Below are 17,959 nucleotides of genomic sequence, written 5' to 3' on the forward strand. Positions count from 1 at the left end.
GAAATAAATGAAAAATCCTCTACAGCTTAACCCTAAAGATATGGTCAATACTTATCTACTGTTTTTCGTGATGCACAGTGCTCAAATTGGGGTGGGTGTACAGGGATTTCAACGTATTGTGTTCCAGGATGCAAAACATGATGCATGGATTTCAGTTCTATTAGCGGGTATTGCCACACATATTGTGACCTTTTTTATGATTAAAACATTAGAAATATATGGCGCTAATGACCTTTATGGCATTCAACAAGATATCTTTGGAAAATTAATTGGTAATGTTTTGAATATCCTTTATATTTTCTATTGCTTTATGTCGTTTTTCTCCATTTTACGTAATTATATTGAGGTTATTCAGGCATGGATTTTTCCTAGTATTAGTGCATGGTTTTTAGCGATAACCTTATTAATCATTATTATCTATGCCTTTACAGGTGGATTACGTGTGATTGTAGGTGTCTCCTTTTTTAGTGTTGTATTGTCTTTATGGATTATTCCCATGCTTGCTTTTCCATTGAAATTTTCATCTATAAACAGCCTACTCCCTGTGTTAGAAACAGATTTTCGCTCTATTTTAAAAGGGGCAAAATCCATGACCTTTACCATTATTGGCTTTGAGATATTAATGGTTATTTATCCTTTTCTAAACGATAAAAAGCATGTTCAGAAATATGCTCATTTAAGTTTGCTCGCTACAACGGCTATCTATGTAGCTGTGATGGCCGTTTCGATTACCTATTATAGCAATGAGGAAATCGTAAAAACTGTATGGGCCACATTAACATTATTTAGCTTTATTAGCTTCCCTTTTATCGAACGCTTTGAATTTATGGCAGTGTGCTTTTGGATGCTTATTATTTTGCCGAATCTTTGTCTTTATTTATGGGCTGCTTATCGTGGTGCGATTCGTTTAGTCAATATTGGTCATACAAAATTTGTTTGGCTCTTCGCCTTCTTTATTTTCCTTGGTACATTATTTGTGCAAACACGTGTACAAATCAATGCGATTAACAATCAATTTGCAAACATAGCGTTTTATGCCATCTTTGTCTATCCGATTGTGTTATGGATCATAGCTGCATTGAAAAAGAAAATCACCACAAAAAAGGAGCAAAAAAATGAACAAGCTTAAATATTTTTATAGTCCTTTGCTTGCGTTGGTGCTTTTATATGGATGTGCGCAAACCAACATTCTCGATAAAGTAGGGCTAACAACCTTAGTTGGCTATGATGTAGGCACAGAAAAAAAGATAGCTGCGACGGTGGTGATTCGGGAGGTCAATCCAGAATTTCAAAGTAATGTAGAGGTGCTGACAACAGAAAATGATACAAGTAAAGGCAATCGGATAGAAGCCAATCAGCAGCTATCGAAAAAGGTCGTTGTTGGTCAAATGAGGGTTGTTTTATTTGGCGAAGAATTGGCAAAAGAAGGTCTTCGTTACTATATTGATACGAATTTGGAAAATGCCAGTGTGAGCAATGGTATATATATGGCTGTCGTAGAGGATAGAGTCGCACCCTTATTGGAATATGAATACGAAAATATTGAGGATATTGGTCAGCATATCTTTCGCCTTATTGAACAAAACATCGAGCAGGAATATATGATTTCAAGCACATTGCATGAAGTGGCACGCGATTATTATTCCGTTGGTAAAGATGTAGCCATGCCTATTATTAAAAGAGAGAAGGAGCTTGTGAAATTAAGTGGTGTAGCCTTATTTAAAGATGGCAAAATGGTAAGTAGACTCCCAGCCACAGATAGTTTTTATGTAAAAATTGTCAGAGATACATTTAAAGCTGGATTATACGAAACGATATTGCACCATGAAGACCTTCCTTCCGCCTTACAAAAAATAACAACGGATGACATGACAGTAGCCTTCGATGCGATCCATTCCAAAAGAAAAGTCACATTGGTGGATGCTGCGAATCCAGAGTTTGATCTAAACGTTAAAATCAAAGCAAGAATTTTAGAAACCTATCCAGATATTAATCAGGGAGATCCCAAAAGTGTGGCTGCACTGGAAAAAGCCATTCAAAACAAATTAGCTAAAGAATTAGAGAAGGTGATTGCCCAAAGCCAGAAGGTGGAGTCAGATATTTTTGGCTTTGGTGAGATATATAGAGGTTCTGTAAGACACGCGCAACTCACAAGAGAAAAATGGCATGAAATGTATAGAGATATGAAAGTCAATATTCATGTTGATTTTGTTATTTTGAGAAATGGTGTATTTGAATAAAGTGAATCTTTGTTTTTATAGGCTGTTTGATCCTCACTTATCTATTTTGAAATGAGGTCTGACAGCCTATTAATACGAGATAAATGACTATTCAGTGGTGCCCTGTCATCACTGTTAAAAAGTGATGAAAAAATTGTTCATAATGAAGGTCAAAGGCAATACGGTGTACTTTCGCACCGTTTTTTTCGTTTTCATAATGCCTTGTTTCAGCAATACTTTGCCCTCGTGCAGGTCCCTCCAGCTTATCAACGACCATCACAGGATAGGACTCAAAGATAAACATTTCGGGATGAATTGTTGCTATGAGTGTTGCGGCATCATGCACAGGGCTGCCTAATAGGGATGGATCACGTTCTCGATAAAAGTTTGTATAGTAGTCCATTAGAGGCTTTAAGATTTTTGCTTTGCCGAAAGAATCAATATAATTCACCATGCCGGGTGTGACAATCGCCTTTTGCGTCGCATTTAATGGAATAATCGTTACATTGTTGGCATATGTCAGTACAATATTGACCGCAAAAGGGTCGCCATGAAAATTCGCCTCTGCAACGGTTGTGACATTGCCAGGAACCCAAAAAGCACCACCCATAATATAATATTCCTTGATATGCTTCATTAAATCATTGTACAGAATAAACATAATTGCCAGTGAGGTTAAACGGCCAATATTAACAATTACTAGCTCATCTTGATAGCGCTTAATAATGTTAACGATTTCAAGAAAGTTTTCAATTTGTATATCATGATCATTGGCTGGGATAATAGGTCCAAGTCCACGCTCGCCATGGATTTCTGGATAAAAAGTAGGCTGCTCTCCTGTTAATGGCACCTCTGCCCCTAAAATAACAGGAATATCCTGTGGAAAATCAAAGAGCTTCATCACATAATAAATATTGGCTACAGCATCATCCCTCGATACATTGCCGTAATCTGCCACTAGCCCTACAATTTCAATCTCTTGATTCAGCCATGCATAGATTAAGGCGACTGTATCATCAATACCAATATCTCCAAATAACAGCACCTTTTTTCCCAATAATATCCTCTCCTTTCCCTTATAGTACGGTGAAAGCTTGTAAGACGATACTCTATATAAAAAAAACTCATTTGCCAATTGCTATGGCAAATGAGCATTGTTGTTAGCGATGCTGCTCAAGGCAGTGATAAATCGCCATCATCTGTTGTTTATTTAACTCTCGAATACGACTAAAAATAGAAATATTGGCGGCATCCTCTGTATATAAGCTCTCTGCGATGACATCACGAACAGTACCCGTTAGCCACGTCTGAACAGCGATGTCTTCAATGCTTTCCTTTAGCCCTTCCTCATTGATACCACTTGCGCCACAGCTAACACAAGGAATGGATAATTTCTGAACCCCATCATGCAAGCCGTCCTCTGCGATAACCTTTTCCCTTTACAGAATGGACATGGATAACTTGCTTTTACTTTATTCATTTGTGTAACGATTTTTTTATAGCCAAATGCTTCATAGACATATGTGAGCTTTTTATATTTTCCATTTGTGAAATATTGATCGATCATAGCCTCTCTTGTTTCATCAATATTAGCAAAATCACAGATTGTCATACGATTTTTATGACTAATCGTTTCGATATTATCTTTGATTGTATCCAAGAATGGTAAAGCATTTTGCAGTACGATTTCATAGCCTACAAAGCTTGCTAGTTCCAATTCAAGCATTTTTAAGGATACTTGTGTTGCTCGTGGCAGCAGGGACACATCTTGCAGCAAGGACATCTCCCCACCGACAATTGCCTTTAGCCTCTCAAGCACGGGTAGTTTGCCAACGATATTGATCACCACATCAATTGGTAGATGAATGATTTCACGAATATCTGTATGGCCAAACAGCAATTTTCTTTGATGGTTAAGCACAGTGCCATGACAGATTGGACAAGGTAGCTTCTCTTTTGAATCTTTAATTTGCTGTTTAATAGCAGATTTGGAGATCACAATATAACGTCCGATAATGAAATTAAAGCCTTCCCATTTCTTCGATGATTTTGTGGCCTTATCATAAAACGGCTTATCCCAATAGCCGTATAAAAATGTATGCTTCTCAGCCTCTGTCATATCATTGTAGCTTTTCGATAAATCCTGTCCAAGTTCATTTTTTATTTCCTCAAATAAAAAGGCTAATTTTGAATGCTGATAGTATTGTAGCACTTCCATAATATCAGGATGTAATAAGCCATCCCAAAATGGCACGTCTTTATTTTGTATAACAATATCTATATTAAATTTTTCAATTTCCAGACGACCTGAACAGCTTGGACAATGATTTTCTTGACGGAAAAAGTCAAAGCTTCGTGTATCTTTATTTGTTGGATGGGCAGCAACAATATGATTAATAAGTCCAGCAATTTCATACAGGAAGCTATATTGGCTATATAAATGTCTTTCGAGATCAATCGCCACAACAGGCGCAATTTTATTCGATTCATACTCCCCATAAATGAGGCGTGCCATAGATGATAGACTCTTTAAAATGCCGCCCTTATAAATATTTTCAGCCTGTTTAAAGTAGCTGATAGGGTCATCTTCTTGGTAGGCAATACCGTTTTTCACTGCCAATGTTGAGGTAATTTGCAATGGTGTAGCATGCTCTTTGTTATTTGATGGTTGGAAATAGTCATGATGACTGACAACATGGAGATGCTGAACTGGCTCCTGCTGTCTTTTACCAAAGTCAACAATAAAATCAGAGCTTTCCAGCATATAGGCATTATGCTCAATCATTAGTATGGAAATGGCTTCATCTTGTAAAATAGTACGGATGCTATCAATAAATTGATTTAAAATATTTTGCGATAATCCTTTTGAAGGCTCATCAAAAATAAACAGTGTATGTGGATGCTTCGTATTGGCAAATAGCTCTGATACTAAGTGCACACATTGGAATTCCCCTGTTGATAGAGATTGTGTTTTGCGTTCAAGTGTTAAATAGCCAAGACCAAGCTTAATTAATAGGCTTAGACGCTTATGGGCAATATCTGCTGTTGGTAGCTCATCAATAATATCTTCGATGGAGCGCTGGAAAATATCCTCAATATCTTCACTATATTTTGTCAGCTTCTTTTTAATATCTAAAAATGTTGCAACGGTGGAGCGACTTGTAATGGACTGGTTGCGATCTTGTCCAACCATCACGAGCTTATCTTGTGGATAACGCTTGCTAAAGTCCCTTGCCATACATTCATTGACAAGTGTGGATTTTCCACAGCCAGATTCACCCGTAAAGGTCACAAGACGGTTTTTTGGAATTTCGATATGATCAATTTGGATATTACGACAATATAAATCATGAAATTGATAATAGTCTGTAGGAGTTGCCTCATTACGTTTGCAGTAGATGGGCTGAGGTCTTGGTGATTCTTCAACAATTTTTCCACCGTATTTCCCACTGCCCGGCCCAAAGAATATAGGCTGATCAGCCGTATCAAGCACCGTATTAGAATGATCAATCAACCAAATTTGATTTTTTGTGCCTAATTGTTGAATTTGCTGTAAAATCTTTAGCAATGTATTATGGTCAAGACCAACAGAAATTTCATCTACAATAATGACCGTATCTTCACTTGTGGCCATAAACTCTGCTAGGTAAAGTCTTGTTAATTCCCCGCCTGATAATGTGCCCATAATGCGATTTAATGTTAAGTAACCAATATTCATTTCCATAATATTGCGTAGAATATGCTGTTTCTCTTCGCTAATCTTTAATTCCTCTGCTAATGTATAAATGGTTTCAACACTTAATTCATGAATAGCTGAAATACTGTAGGGCTGACCTTGTAATGTTATAATATACTGTTCTACCTCAGAATTGTAGCGCTTCCCTTCGCACTTTTTACACTGTATATTTTTTGTTGTGCCCCGTCCTTTACAGGCAGGACACCAGCCAAGTACATTGTTAAAGGAAAAAACCTCTGGCGATAGCTGAAATTCCTCTGCCATGTGCTGACGTATTTCTTTAAAAACACCTGTATGTGTGCCAATTGTTGAACGTGGATTAGTGGAAATAGATGATTTCCCTAAAAACAGCACTAAGGGCATATCCTCCATTTGAATGGCACTAAAATTGGTTTCCATAATAGCTGGAAATAAATATTGATATTCAGCCTTTGGCAATAACGATACAAGGCGTTTCTTTGATTCTTCTCCAATTGTTTGACAAAATGTTGTTTTCCCTGAGCCAGATAACCCAGCAATACCGAGTGATTGATTCTCTGGTAATGTCACATTTAGGCGATAAATATTGTTGGCAATTAGTTGGTTAATTTTCATGGTATGGTCCTTTCTCTGTCAATAAAAATGGAAAGAACACAATTCTATGTAAGGAATTGCGTTCTTTTTCACTATGCTAATACCTTTTGAAGCTGTTCACCCATTGTTATCCAGGAATATTTAGCCCCTTCAATTGCTCCTTGACGTGCTTTTGTCTCTTCACTAAAGCCAGATTGGTCGAGGCGTAGCTGGGTAGTACCATCCTCATTTTGTGTGAGTGTCCATGTAACGGTTGTTGTTTCACCAGCACTTGCCCAAGTGTACGATATTTTATGAGGCTCATCAATTTCCAGCACCTCACATTGGACAATGCCGTCCCACCATTCATTTGGCTCTGCACGGAATTGGAACTTGTGACCTACAACTGGCTGAAAATCATTGCTCCATATCCATTTTGCGAGCATATCCGAATCTGTTAAGGCATGCCAGACTTGTTTGATCGAACTTGTAAATTGATAATCAACTGATACATCTGGTTTCATTAGTTTTCCTCCAATAAACGTTGTAATTGATCCATTCGTTGCTTCCAAAAGCTTTCATAAAATGCGACCCAATCCTGAACCTCTTGTAATGGAGCAGCATGTAAACGATATTTCGTTTCCCTACCATCCTTTCTTGCAAGCACAAGACCAGCATCCTTTAAAATAGTTAAATGTTTGGATACAGCAGTGCGCCCCATGTGAAAATGAGCGGTTAATTCATGAAGTGGTAATTCCTCTGCCTCTGCTAATAAACGCAATAATTGACGTCTTGTTGGGTCAGCAATGGCTACATAAACATCACGCTCTTGATTATTATGGCTCACAACCACCACCCTTTCTAATTGGACGCTTAATGGTGTCCTAATTATATGACACCGTTAAGTGTCTAGTCAACACCTCCTTTATTTTTTCCATCAAAAAAACGCTATAAAGAAATCTTTCCCTTCTCCATAACGTTTTAATACGTAATTAATTGATAACCTTTAGGCTAATTCCAGCGGTAAAAAAGCATATTCACCATCTTTGTGAATAGGGCATTGACGAACAGTGATAGGCTGTTGAAAAAGTGGTCCATCCAGAACGGTTGTATGGAATTCCCCTCCTTCTCCGCAAGGGTCAATCCCACGTGCTTCAAGCTCCTTTATATAATCATGGGTAAGCACACGTCCTAAATCTTCCTCTGTCATACCAAGTGATAAATTAACCGTCACCACCATTGTAACAAAGCCTAAATCAATAAATTCCTGCACAGCCTCACGATGATCCATGTCCCATAATGGCATAGCAAGCTGTAAGCCAGCTTGCTTTGTGACCTTATCATGCCAGCAATCATGAACAGGCATATCTAAATCCCCTGTTACTAATACCTCTGCTCCTTGTTGCTTGGCATCTGCTAAAAGTTGGATAAATACACGCTCATAATCCGCCCAGCTCGCAGCAGCCGTATAAACAGGCAGCCCAATCGCCTGTGCTTGTGCCTTTATTAGTGCAGGAGGCATACCATGCGATCTGGAACGTTTGCCTTCCTCCTCCAGCATTACAATCAAGCCCATAGCTTGTCCAACTTTTCTTGCTTTATATAATGCTAGCATGCTATCCTTGCCACCACTAAAGGAGGCGATAAATCGCTGACCTTGTGCATTGTTTGTCCAATTTACAGTTTGTGACATTATAATAATCTCCTTTTGCTATCGATAAATCGCTGAAAATCATTTTCTAATTTGTTTTGTTGAAGGTCTAGCTTTATCAAATAGCCGATAAAGAATGAACCCTAGAATGACTCCAAGCGTATTCAGTATAAGGTCATCCACATCAAATGAACGTATAGAAGTTAATAATTGTATGACCTCAACTAAACATGAAGTAAAAAATCCTAAAAGCATTACTTTCCAAAACTTGTTTACTTTAAATCTTAGTGGAATAGAAAAACCTAAAGGTATAAATAATAGGATGTTTCCGACAATATTTCTTATTGAATATATAAAATTAGAATGAGCTAGTATACTATATATGCTTCTAAAGGGAGTCAGGTTCCTACCTCCACCTTCCATATGTGGATAGTCATAAAAAGGAAAAGGAAAGAGAGTTAAAGAATAGATAAAAGTTACTGAAAAATAGAAAAGAGCTTTAATCAACTCGTTTTTTAGAGAGAGCTGCTTGTTAACTATTAAAACTATAATTCTATAACTTATCCAAGGAATAGCTAACCATATTAATGAGTCTAATCTAATCATAATTTTTGTAGTTCACCTTATCATAAAATCTTCAACGAACAGCAGCATTAGTCGAAGAAAATTTAAGTAATTTATTTGAGTTATTTCGCCATTATTATAATGACTGACTGAATTTTACCAAATAAGCCGATTTTTTTTAAAATCGGCTTGGATAAATAATAGTTAATAGGCTTGGGCAAACCAAACTGTATGCTTGGCTTTATGGCCACAGCCAATACAAGTTGTTTTTGTTATTGGTGGATTGAATGGAATATTGCGAGAGGTGTATTTTGTTTCTTCTTTTACTTGTTCCTCACAGGCATCCTCGCCACACCACCCAGCAAGTATCCAGCCCGGAATTGTGCTATTCTCTTTGGCTGTTTCAATATGCTGCTGAAGCTGTGCTAGGGACTCGATATGTGTATGAGCATTGGCCTCGCGGAACTGGCGTGCTTTTTCGAGTAAACGTCCTTGCATTGTTGCTAGCTCTTGCTCAATGGCTGTGACGATATTGGCTAGCTCAATTGCTTGTTTATCCACCTCATCACGTGCCTTTAGTTGTGCCTGATTATTTTCGAGATCACGAGGTCCTAATTCTACGCGCAATGGCACACCTTTGAGCTCCCACTCATTGAATTTGAAGCCAGGAGATTGGTCTGAATCATCGAGACGTACACGAATGGCCTTCGCCTTAAGCGCCGCAAAAATTTCGTCTAGCTGCTCCATAATTTGAGGGTTCTTTTTCCATGGCCCTACAGGAATTAACACAACCTGTGTTGGTGCAATACGCGGCGGTAAAATAAGCCCTTGTTCATCACCATGCACCATAATGACAGAGCCAATTAAACGCGTGGAAGTGCCCCAAGAGGTTGTGTGTACATAGACATGCTCGTTTGTTTTGTTTAAATATTTAATATTAAAGGCTTGCGCAAATTTAGTGCCTAAATAATGCGAAGTACCAGCTTGCACAGCCTTGCTATTTTTCATCATGGCCTCAATGGAATACGTATCGACAGCGCCTGCGAAACGCTCAGAAGGCGTTTTTTGTCCAGCATAGACAGGAATGGCTAATACTTGCTCCACAACCTCTTTATAAATTTCCAGCATTTGCATTGTTTCTTGGCGCGCATCCTTTTCGTCTACATGAGCGGTATGCCCCTCCTGCCATAGAAATTCAGAGGTCCGAATAAATGGCAATGTTTTCTTTTCCCAACGAAAGACATTTGCCCATTGATTAATAAGAACAGGTAGGTCACGATAGCTTTTGATCCAATTCGAGTAAAGATGGCCAATCATTGTTTCCGAAGTTGGGCGAAGTGCTAGGCGTTCCTCTAATGGTTCACCTGCTGCCTCAGTCACCCAAGGAAGCTCTGGTGAGAACCCTTCGATATGATCCTTTTCCTTTTGAAAGAAAGATTCAGGGATAAGCATTGGGAAATAGGCATTGCGATGGCCAGTCTCTTTAAAACGGCGATCCATTTCCTCCTGAATATGCTCCCAAATTTCATAGCCATCTGGCTTAAAGGCAATACAGCCACGAACAGGTGTATAGTCCATTAAATCTGCCTTTTGAATGGTTTCGATATACCATTTTGAAAAATCCTCTAGTTGCTTTGACATATGCATTCCTCCATCTATATAAAATAAAAAAGCACAAAGCTGTCCTCAATATAAGGACGTCTTTGTGCTGGATTGACGTGGTACCACCTTGATTTAGCTTTAAATCAAAACTTAAAACCCTCTCACGTTTGATAACGAAAACGACTCGGTTATGTTTGCATAACATCTCCGTGGTAGGTGTTCAGCGAAGAAGCGGTGATATAGCTTTCAGCAACTGCTATATTTTCTGTTTCACAATTCTTCCTTACTTGGCCACATCATCAATTATATTTGATCTAACTTTAGCAAAACAGCTTCTTAATAGCAATTAAAAACTGGATTGTTTAATTAAATTGGTAAAATCCTCTACAGACAAAGGTTTGCTGAAATAATAGCCCTGTACATATTCACAGCCATGCTCTCGTAAAACCTTTAACTCTGCCTCCTCCTCAACCCCTTCAGCTACAACCTGTAGATTTAAGGCATGGGCTAAGGAAATCATCGCTGAAATCATCGCGATACCTGATTTTTCAGGTACAATATCACGTACAAAAGCGCGGTCGATTTTTAGCACATCCACAGGGAATTTTTTTAAATAATTTAACGATGAATAGCCTGTGCCAAAATCATCTAATGAAATGGTAATACCTAGTGCTCGTAATTGCTTAATTGTATTAATTAATTCCTCTGTATAATCGAGCATACTCATCTCTGTAATTTCAATTTCTAATAAGTGTGGATCAATGGCTGTTTCTGTAATTATTTTACGAACTATATCGACAAAGCCGTGGGTACTAATATGAATAGGCGAAATATTAACAGCGACACGTAAGCTTAGGTTATACTCTTCATTCCAAAAGCGGGCTTGTGCACATGCCTTGCGTAGCACCCATACCCCAATATCATTGATAAGCCCACATTCCTCCGCAAATGGAATAAAACGGTCTGGTGGAACATGTCCTAATTCTGGATCATACCAGCGTAACAATGCCTCCATGCCAACAATTGTATCTGTTTTTAAATCTATTTTAGGTTGATAATGTAATGCTAAACTATCCTTTTTTAAAGCCTGATGTAATTTTGTTTCTAATAAAAGCCATTTATCGTTTGCTTCTTCCATATTATCACGATATAAACGATATTGATTACCACGTTTTGTTTTTGCGGCATACATCGCAATATCTGCGTTCTTCAATAATTCTTCGATGGAGCTTGCATGATCAGGGAATACACTAATACCGATACTGATGCTTGCATAAAACTCATAGTTATCAATAATAAAGCTTTCATTAAATGCATTAATAATTTCCTTTGCCATTTCATCGATGCGATTGACATCATTTAAAATCATCACAAATTCATCACTATTATGGCGGTAGAATGAGTTGGATGTATAATCAATACTGTGTAAACGATTGGCCATTTCTACTAAAAACATATCGCCAATAATATGACCAAGCCCGTCGTTAATGTGTTTGAAACGATTCACATCAATGAAAAATAGCGCAAACTTCTCTCCTGTACGCCGAGATTGATGAAATTCATTTTCTAAACGCTGTTCTAATTTACGACGATTTGGTAGTCCTGTTAATTCATCATGATAGGCAATATGTGTAATTTTCTTTATATCCTTTTGTGCTGTAATATCCACACGTATCGCAATATATTGATATGGCTTCCCTTTTTCATCAAGGAAAGGGAAAATAGTTGTCTTTACCCAATAAAGGCTACCATCTTTTGCACGATTACACACCTCACCGTTCCACATCTTTCCGTTACCAATTGTTTTCCACATCTCTCGAAAGAAAGATTTAGGATGAAAGCCTGAGTTTAATAAACGGTGATCCTGCCCTACTAATTCTTCGCGTGAATATTTCGAAATTTTACAAAAATGATCATTCACAAATGTGATTTTTCCTGTGCGATCCGTAATAGCAACAATAATGGAACTATTCATAGCAGAAAAGATATCCTGTAATTCTTTTAAACTATAATTGATTTGATTCATACTACTAGGCGTGATATTCATCATTTTCATTCTCCATTCATTAAAATATGAAGGGTTTGGTACTTTTGCTTTATCTTACAGCGAGGTATAAAGTTGTGGTATAGCGCCCCTTTTTTATGTAACTATATTATAGTCCTAGAAAAGCAGTTAATTCAACCCAAATATCAAAAACATTCAAGGTTAATATTTATATATTTTAACAAAAAAACAAATAATAGGTTTTTTAAATCTTTTTATTCTTTCTTCATAAATTACTTTTTTACCATAATGGATAATTTATTTTTTTAAAATGGCAGTAAAAAATACCTTACTGTCCTAGGTAAACAGCAAGGCATTTTACAGACTAAGAGACCTCATATTCGATTGAACCTCCTGATGTTTTTGCATAATGATTATAAGCATCTAATTGCTCTTGCGATAAATTTAAAATGTAATAGTGGAAATTAATAGGTTCCAAACCATGCTTTTCACAAGCTTGTCGGTAATATTCATACCCTTCTCGATAATCTGTCATATTTATAACTTCCTTTCAGTGGTGCGAGTATACTAAAATTGCAGAAGCCCAGTCCATGTTATTTAGTATGGCTGGGCTGTTTATAAAATATTCACGTCGGCTTCCGTCATAACCACATCCTTTTAAATTCCTAATTGTTTTGCTTGCATATTATAAGCAGAAAGCTGTTGCTGTGATAGCTGTAATACATAATAGCGGAAAGAAATTGGTTCTAATCCATAACGCTCACACATTTCACAATAAAACTCATAACCATCACGATACTTTGACATATAAATTCCTCCTTGAATAAATCTGTTTTATAACAGTTGTTATTATTTTTATTTAATATATAACAGATTTTTTTATCCGTCAAGTATTCTTTTAAAAAAATAAAGGAATCTGGCTTTATCGCAAAGAGCCAGATTCTCTGCTGTTTAATTCAAATCAACTTTTACTGTATCCAATTCAACGGGTATATTTGCATGTAGTGTATTGAAATTGACTCTTAGAACATAATTATCTGTACTAAAATCATGAATTGTTCCAATATTAAATGTACTACGAAAGCGTAAGTTATCTTTATCTATTGCTTTTGTTGTATGTTTGATCAGCTTCTTATACACTTTTTTTTCAGATTCTTCAACAAGTTCGACATTGTTTCGCGCAAAGTTTTCAAACAGTATGAAATCTTTATGTTCGCTATTGAAGTGGAAATCAATCGTCAATTTTTCGTCCTTTAATGTTATCTTTTCTACTGTTACACCTAGCTTTTGTCGAGCAGAGTCAATATGAATCGGCGTTGGTTGTTCTAATGTGATAAACCGATCCTTTTCATAGACAGCTACTTTTGGAGAGATTGTTAAATAGCTTGTTACTTCTGCTAGGGGCTGTGGTATGATCGTTCTTCCTTGAACAGTTATAAAATGCTGATCCTTAGACGTTTCTAAATCAATACCATCTGCTAATAATGGTAGTTGTCTTCCTTTATCATCAAAAATTTCTAATCTTACTTGATCATGCTTTCCTTCACGGGGAAAGGTAGCTGTATAATTAATCGCAGTGGATGCCTGTCCTTGTATAATGGCATCAAACAACACGCTTACATCTGTATCTATAGCACTGCTTTTTTGCTGAAGCTGAATAGTTTTATACGGTAATTGCTGAATCGGCACATCAAACTTCCAAGCACCCTCTTTTGTGCCTATACGCTTAAATTCAAGTGGAAAAGTTGCGTTAGGCGGCAGCTCCGTTTTTGGATAATATAATCGAATATGACCTACATAGCCACCCTCAGTAGGATCTAAATAGACCAGTTCTTTACTATCTGCTATCTCTTCCTTCCCATCAAATAGTTTATAAAAGCCTATCAATCTGCCATCAGCTTCTGTTTGAACATCACCAGTGATATAAAAAGTAACGCCCATCACTGCGCCATCATAATAGGCACTTTTAATGCTAATATCAATGCCCTGATTGCTGGCTGTTTCATTTAATTGAGTAATTAATTGTTGTGAGGCTAAATTTCTACCGACTAAATCATTCACATTTTCATATACCTTGCCGATAAAAGGTACTTCAGCCATGACGTATGATATAGATGGAGAGATAAAGCTCGCTGTAATAAAAAGTGCTGCTGTTGCTGCTAGTAGATAAGGTTTTAAACGTTTTTTTACACTTTTTGTAGCCGTTGCTCGATTAATACCAGTCTGTATAGCCTGTAAAACCTCCTCCTGCGGTACTTCAATCTTTTCATATTCTACTTGAAACGGTTTCTTCTCCATTGTAACCATCCCCCCTTAGTAGTTTTTTTAACTGTCCCTTGCCACGATAAAGGTATGTTTTCACTGTATTTTCAGGAATATTCATTATTTTGGCTACCTCACTAATCGGCAAATCATGAAAATAAAATAGAATAATAGCATCCCGATAAGAATTTTTTAATTGATGGATCACCTCCACTAAATCTAAATGGGTATCTCTTTTTTCTAATTTTTCAGATGAAAGCTCCATTATTTTTTCAATAGGTATTTCTTGTTTCTTCTTTTTTATGACATCAAAAGCACAATGCATTAAAATTTTTGTGAGCCATGTTAAGAAAAATGCCTCGTTTCTTAACTGACCTATTGCTAAAAGCCCTTTATAAGCGGCTTCTTGTACAATATCTAATGCATCTTCACGATTTCCTACATATAAAAAGGCAGTGCGATACAATTGATTGCTATGTAGAACGAGAAGTTTTTCAAACGCTTCTTTGTTACCCTTTATCGCCTTTTTTACTAGTTTTCTTTCGTTCATGCCCCAACCTCCTCTCGTTCATTAGAGACGGTACTCAGCCAAAAAGTTTCAATTTTTTTATTAGGGAAAAATTATAGGGTCATTGGCTAAAAATCAAGCCGATGACCCCGTTTTCTTCTTATTTTTTATGAACAGTATTAAATGGATTGTTGTCGAGTACTTGTTGTAGCTGTTCGTCCTCAATATGGGTGTAAATTTGGGTGGTTGCGACACTGGAATGCCCTAAAATATGTTGCAGGCTACGAATATCAGCACCTGCCTTGTACATCATTGTAGCGGAGGTATGGCGCAGCTTATGTGGTGTTAAGCGTTCCTTTTGTAACCCTGATTGCTGATTAATGCGTTTTACAATTCTTGCAACGGTTTGGCGCGTAAGTCGTGTGCCCTTTTGTGAGACAAAAAGCGGCTCCTCGCCCTCCTCCTTGTAGGTTGTTTTACCGCTGTTTTCATAATCTGCCAGTGCCTGTATACAGCTATCATTCAAATAAACCGTGCGCTCCTTATTGCCCTTTCCAACGACCGTTAAATAACGTCCTTGAATGGAAGACTTATTAAGCTGGCAAAGCTCTGTGACACGGATTCCTAGATTTAAGAAAAACATCATAATGCAGTAATTGCGTGGAGAAGCCTGTAGACCATCCATAAATTGTGTTGCCTCCTGCATATTTAGATAGATTGGTCTTTTGCGTCCAATTTTTGGTGTTTCTAATTCATCTGCTGGATTTTCCTCAATCAGCCGACGCTTACCCTTTATGTATTTAAAGAAGGATTTTAAGGTTGCGACCTTACGTGCTCTTGCCGCAGCCGAATTGCCACGCTGTACCTCGCAATATTCCATAAATAAATAAAGATCCTCTAATGTGATCTCACGGATATCATCAATGGAAATACTAGCAATATCAATGGCTGCTAAGTGATCAGTAGCTATATCATCCTGCACAGCCTTGTGAAAGCGGAAAAATAATAGTAAATCATATTCATATTCTTTTCTTGTGCGCTGTGATTTGCCTTTAATGGTTGTTAAATAAATAAGAAAGTCCTTTATGATTTTTGGTAGTTTTGTTTTTTGCATAAAATCACCTCTGGTTGCTCTCTATTTTATCATAAAAAACGTTCCCAAATTGTATTTAGAGTAGATCATTTAATTTTACCTAGGCTATGAAAGGAAATGGATATTTCAATATAAGAGATATAATTAGAGTTAACTAGTGACCAAATTGTTTATTTACATCATTTAGAAAAAGAACATACTATAAAGATACGATATTTAACATTAATTGAGTTATGCTTCAACTACAGCATTCTAACACTCTTGAAATTGATGTTGTAAAGCAATGGGATGATAAAATTCAAGTAACATCCATTGATTTGTTAGATTCGGATGAAATATTATTTACAGGTATTGAATACATGGATGATAATTTTCTATCTTCAATTCCTTTTAGAGAAAAATGAAGAAAAGCAATATTACTGAACATCGTTTATAAGCCCAGGAGCACCTCGTCCCTTTTTAAACAGCTAGTTAATGGTAGCTAGCTGTTTTGTTTTATTAAATATGTTTATTCCTGAAGTGCTTAAACAGGGAGACCCGAAAAAGTTTATAATAGAATATAGAAAAGCTTATGGGGGGGTTACTATGGAATTGAAGATATGTCCACAGTGTAATAATAAGGATATTCATAGGGGAATTATTCGAGCTGCTCATGCTCCACTTCATATGTTTCCTGAAGAATCATTTAAAACAAACGCACCACTTAATTCTCACCTAAGAAAGAATTCCAAAATAAGTTCATACTATTGCCAAGATTGTGGTTATATTTTAGGGATGTTTGTAGATGAACCTCATAAACTTACCTAAAACGAAAAGCTCCATTTTGATTAATCCTTTATCAAAATGGAGCTTTTGTATTTTCTTTACTATAAAAAACGTTCCCAAATACAAATTTGGGAACGTTTTTATTATCCAAGATAAAGAATATAGTGGGGATGAAAATAGAAGGCTGCTATTACCAGAAGATTATATTCATCAATATGAGCAAGTAAAAATTATTAGCAGTTTTCAAGAAATTTAGCGATCAAAGCATGTGGAATAGTGTTACATGCTTTTTTGTTTTTTCATTCTAGAAAAATGCCCTTTTCAGAAGTATAGAACAAACGTTCTGTACGAAGGAAATAAAAAAATCCTCTGTCAGTAAAGAGGATTTTTGCAATATAGGTATAAAATTCATTGTTTATGAATATTAACATTTAGTAGAGACTTTTTGCGCTGTGAAACGATTTGAAAAAACAGAAGATGGATAACTACCTATGTCGATTCTTCTCATAACGAACATTACATTATTTTACAAATATAGCGTATGTACCATCTGCCTGCTTTTGGAGTGACCAATTGCTGGATAGCATTTGCTGAAGCTTGTCGATTGTCTCCCGATCACATGTTAAATGCTGGATACCTGTTTCTGTTAGCTCGTAATCCTTGCCTGCCTCTAATTGAAAGCGTAGCTGCAATAAACGTTGGATGCCTGGCAATGTTACATATTTAATTTGATAATGACCATGTAAGGCAGATAAGAACTTTTGTTCCCCTTCCTGATAAAGTGTCATTGTTTCTTGAAATTCATAGTTTGGTACTTGTTGCTGCCAAGCTGATACATCCCCTGCTCGCAAAACTTGTAGAATTTCCTCATCTGCTAACTGTAGTTTGGATAGCTTATCTATTTCATAGGCTTGCATTAAGTTAATCAGTGTCATAACTATTAGCTCCTTTTATCTATTTATTCACAGTGTAACATGTTTTCACAACTACTTAAATTCGGAG

Annotated in this window: 17 protein-coding genes, 1 pseudogene and 1 other annotated feature; of the genes and pseudogenes, 4 read left to right on the plus strand and 14 right to left on the minus strand. The window is 36.8% G+C overall.

Annotated features, from left to right (window positions below):
* The first annotated feature begins 7 nt into the window (after positions 1–7).
* Both MHB44_RS11290 and MHB44_RS11295 read left to right on the plus strand, forming a co-directional pair.
* Entirely contained in the window at positions 8–1,129 is a 1,122-nt protein-coding gene (locus tag MHB44_RS11290; RefSeq protein ID WP_341302861.1) for a GerAB/ArcD/ProY family transporter, read from the plus strand.
* A complete protein-coding gene (locus MHB44_RS11295) occupies positions 1,116–2,240 on the plus strand; it encodes a Ger(x)C family spore germination protein (RefSeq protein WP_341302862.1) in 1,125 nt (374 codons plus the stop codon). Before MHB44_RS11290 ends, MHB44_RS11295 begins: the two co-directional genes overlap by 14 nt.
* A 91-nt stretch (positions 2,241–2,331) precedes the next feature.
* Here MHB44_RS11295 and MHB44_RS11300 read toward each other — a convergent pair whose 3' ends face one another.
* The 13 genes and pseudogenes from MHB44_RS11300 to MHB44_RS11360 all read right to left on the minus strand — a co-directional run bounded on the left by MHB44_RS11300 (position 2,332) and on the right by MHB44_RS11360 (position 16,213).
* A complete protein-coding gene (locus tag MHB44_RS11300) occupies positions 2,332–3,276 on the minus strand; it encodes a nucleoside hydrolase (RefSeq protein WP_341302863.1) in 945 nt (314 codons plus the stop codon).
* A 103-nt stretch (positions 3,277–3,379) separates the two neighbouring features.
* A pseudogene (locus MHB44_RS11305) lies at positions 3,380–6,549 on the minus strand (ATP-binding cassette domain-containing protein).
* Positions 6,550–6,620: 71 nt separating this feature from the next.
* Positions 6,621–7,031 carry an SRPBCC domain-containing protein gene (locus MHB44_RS11310; RefSeq protein WP_053994859.1) on the minus strand — a complete coding sequence of 137 codons (411 nt, stop codon included), beginning with the start codon at positions 7,029–7,031 and terminating at the stop codon, positions 6,621–6,623.
* Complete coding sequence (locus tag MHB44_RS11315; RefSeq protein WP_341302864.1) at positions 7,031–7,354, minus strand: metalloregulator ArsR/SmtB family transcription factor; 324 nt, start codon at positions 7,352–7,354, stop codon at positions 7,031–7,033. The genes MHB44_RS11310 and MHB44_RS11315 overlap by 1 nt, the downstream gene beginning before the upstream one ends.
* Before the next feature lie 159 nt (positions 7,355–7,513).
* Positions 7,514–8,200 (minus strand): diphthine--ammonia ligase, encoded by a 687-nt coding sequence (locus MHB44_RS11320; protein WP_341302865.1) that lies wholly within the window; start codon positions 8,198–8,200, stop codon positions 7,514–7,516.
* 39 nt (positions 8,201–8,239) lie between these two features.
* Complete coding sequence (locus MHB44_RS11325) at positions 8,240–8,764, minus strand: VanZ family protein (protein ID WP_341302866.1); 525 nt, start codon at positions 8,762–8,764, stop codon at positions 8,240–8,242.
* 162 nt (positions 8,765–8,926) lie between these two features.
* Positions 8,927–10,363, minus strand: coding sequence for a proline--tRNA ligase (proS, locus tag MHB44_RS11330; RefSeq protein ID WP_341302867.1), 1,437 nt, complete (start codon positions 10,361–10,363; stop codon positions 8,927–8,929).
* A gap of 49 nt (positions 10,364–10,412) precedes the next feature.
* Positions 10,413–10,633, minus strand: a binding site (T-box leader).
* Positions 10,634–10,670: 37 nt separating this feature from the next.
* Positions 10,671–12,374, minus strand: a complete 1,704-nt coding sequence (locus tag MHB44_RS11335; RefSeq protein WP_341302868.1) for an EAL domain-containing protein — start codon at positions 12,372–12,374, stop codon at positions 10,671–10,673.
* Positions 12,375–12,693: 319 nt separating this feature from the next.
* A complete protein-coding gene (locus MHB44_RS11340) occupies positions 12,694–12,864 on the minus strand; it encodes a transcriptional regulator (RefSeq protein WP_341302869.1) in 171 nt (56 codons plus the stop codon).
* A 122-nt stretch (positions 12,865–12,986) separates the two neighbouring features.
* A complete protein-coding gene (locus MHB44_RS11345) occupies positions 12,987–13,136 on the minus strand; it encodes a hypothetical protein (RefSeq protein WP_004230023.1) in 150 nt (49 codons plus the stop codon).
* Between the two features lie 144 nt (positions 13,137–13,280).
* Positions 13,281–14,627, minus strand: a complete 1,347-nt coding sequence (locus tag MHB44_RS11350; RefSeq protein WP_341302870.1) for a DUF4179 domain-containing protein — start codon at positions 14,625–14,627, stop codon at positions 13,281–13,283.
* On the minus strand, positions 14,596–15,141 hold the full coding sequence (locus MHB44_RS11355; RefSeq protein WP_341302871.1) for a sigma-70 family RNA polymerase sigma factor: 546 nt from the start codon (positions 15,139–15,141) through the stop codon (positions 14,596–14,598). Before MHB44_RS11355 ends, MHB44_RS11350 begins: the two co-directional genes overlap by 32 nt.
* Positions 15,142–15,259: 118 nt before the next feature.
* Positions 15,260–16,213 (minus strand): tyrosine recombinase XerC, encoded by a 954-nt coding sequence (locus MHB44_RS11360; RefSeq protein WP_341302872.1) that lies wholly within the window; start codon positions 16,211–16,213, stop codon positions 15,260–15,262.
* A gap of 212 nt (positions 16,214–16,425) precedes the next feature.
* Between MHB44_RS11360 and MHB44_RS11365 the strand changes: the two genes are divergently transcribed.
* Complete coding sequence (locus tag MHB44_RS11365; protein ID WP_341302873.1) at positions 16,426–16,596, plus strand: hypothetical protein; 171 nt, start codon at positions 16,426–16,428, stop codon at positions 16,594–16,596.
* Between the two features lie 181 nt (positions 16,597–16,777).
* Positions 16,778–16,999, plus strand: coding sequence for an acetyltransferase (locus MHB44_RS11370; protein WP_341302874.1), 222 nt, complete (start codon positions 16,778–16,780; stop codon positions 16,997–16,999).
* Positions 17,000–17,478: 479 nt separating this feature from the next.
* On the opposite strand, the gene MHB44_RS11375 is transcribed toward MHB44_RS11370, so the two are convergent.
* Positions 17,479–17,892: a hypothetical protein gene (locus tag MHB44_RS11375; RefSeq protein ID WP_341302875.1), complete on the minus strand. Its 414-nt coding sequence runs from the start codon at positions 17,890–17,892 to the stop codon at positions 17,479–17,481.
* Between the last annotated feature and the right edge of the window lie 67 nt (positions 17,893–17,959).

The organism is Lysinibacillus sp. FSL H8-0500, from assembly GCF_038051955.1.
Lineage (GTDB): Bacteria > Bacillota > Bacilli > Bacillales_A > Planococcaceae > Lysinibacillus > Lysinibacillus macroides.

Coding starts and splice junctions, on each gene's coding strand:
- MHB44_RS11290 (WP_341302861.1), top strand. CDS start 8: ATGAAAAATCCTCTACAGCTTAACCCTAAAGATATGGTCAATACTTAT.
- MHB44_RS11295 (WP_341302862.1), top strand. CDS start 1,116: ATGAACAAGCTTAAATATTTTTATAGTCCTTTGCTTGCGTTGGTGCTT.
- MHB44_RS11310 (WP_053994859.1), bottom strand. CDS start 7,031: ATGAAACCAGATGTATCAGTTGATTATCAATTTACAAGTTCGATCAAA.
- MHB44_RS11320 (WP_341302865.1), bottom strand. CDS start 8,200: ATGTCACAAACTGTAAATTGGACAAACAATGCACAAGGTCAGCGATTT.
- MHB44_RS11325 (WP_341302866.1), bottom strand. CDS start 8,764: ATGATTAGATTAGACTCATTAATATGGTTAGCTATTCCTTGGATAAGT.
- proS (WP_341302867.1), bottom strand. CDS start 10,363: ATGTCAAAGCAACTAGAGGATTTTTCAAAATGGTATATCGAAACCATT.
- MHB44_RS11335 (WP_341302868.1), bottom strand. CDS start 12,374: ATGATGAATATCACGCCTAGTAGTATGAATCAAATCAATTATAGTTTA.
- MHB44_RS11340 (WP_341302869.1), bottom strand. CDS start 12,864: ATGACAGATTATCGAGAAGGGTATGAATATTACCGACAAGCTTGTGAA.
- MHB44_RS11345 (WP_004230023.1), bottom strand. CDS start 13,136: ATGTCAAAGTATCGTGATGGTTATGAGTTTTATTGTGAAATGTGTGAG.
- MHB44_RS11350 (WP_341302870.1), bottom strand. CDS start 14,627: ATGGAGAAGAAACCGTTTCAAGTAGAATATGAAAAGATTGAAGTACCG.
- MHB44_RS11355 (WP_341302871.1), bottom strand. CDS start 15,141: ATGAACGAAAGAAAACTAGTAAAAAAGGCGATAAAGGGTAACAAAGAA.
- MHB44_RS11360 (WP_341302872.1), bottom strand. CDS start 16,213: ATGCAAAAAACAAAACTACCAAAAATCATAAAGGACTTTCTTATTTAT.
- MHB44_RS11365 (WP_341302873.1), top strand. CDS start 16,426: ATGCTTCAACTACAGCATTCTAACACTCTTGAAATTGATGTTGTAAAG.
- MHB44_RS11370 (WP_341302874.1), top strand. CDS start 16,778: ATGGAATTGAAGATATGTCCACAGTGTAATAATAAGGATATTCATAGG.
- MHB44_RS11375 (WP_341302875.1), bottom strand. CDS start 17,892: ATGACACTGATTAACTTAATGCAAGCCTATGAAATAGATAAGCTATCC.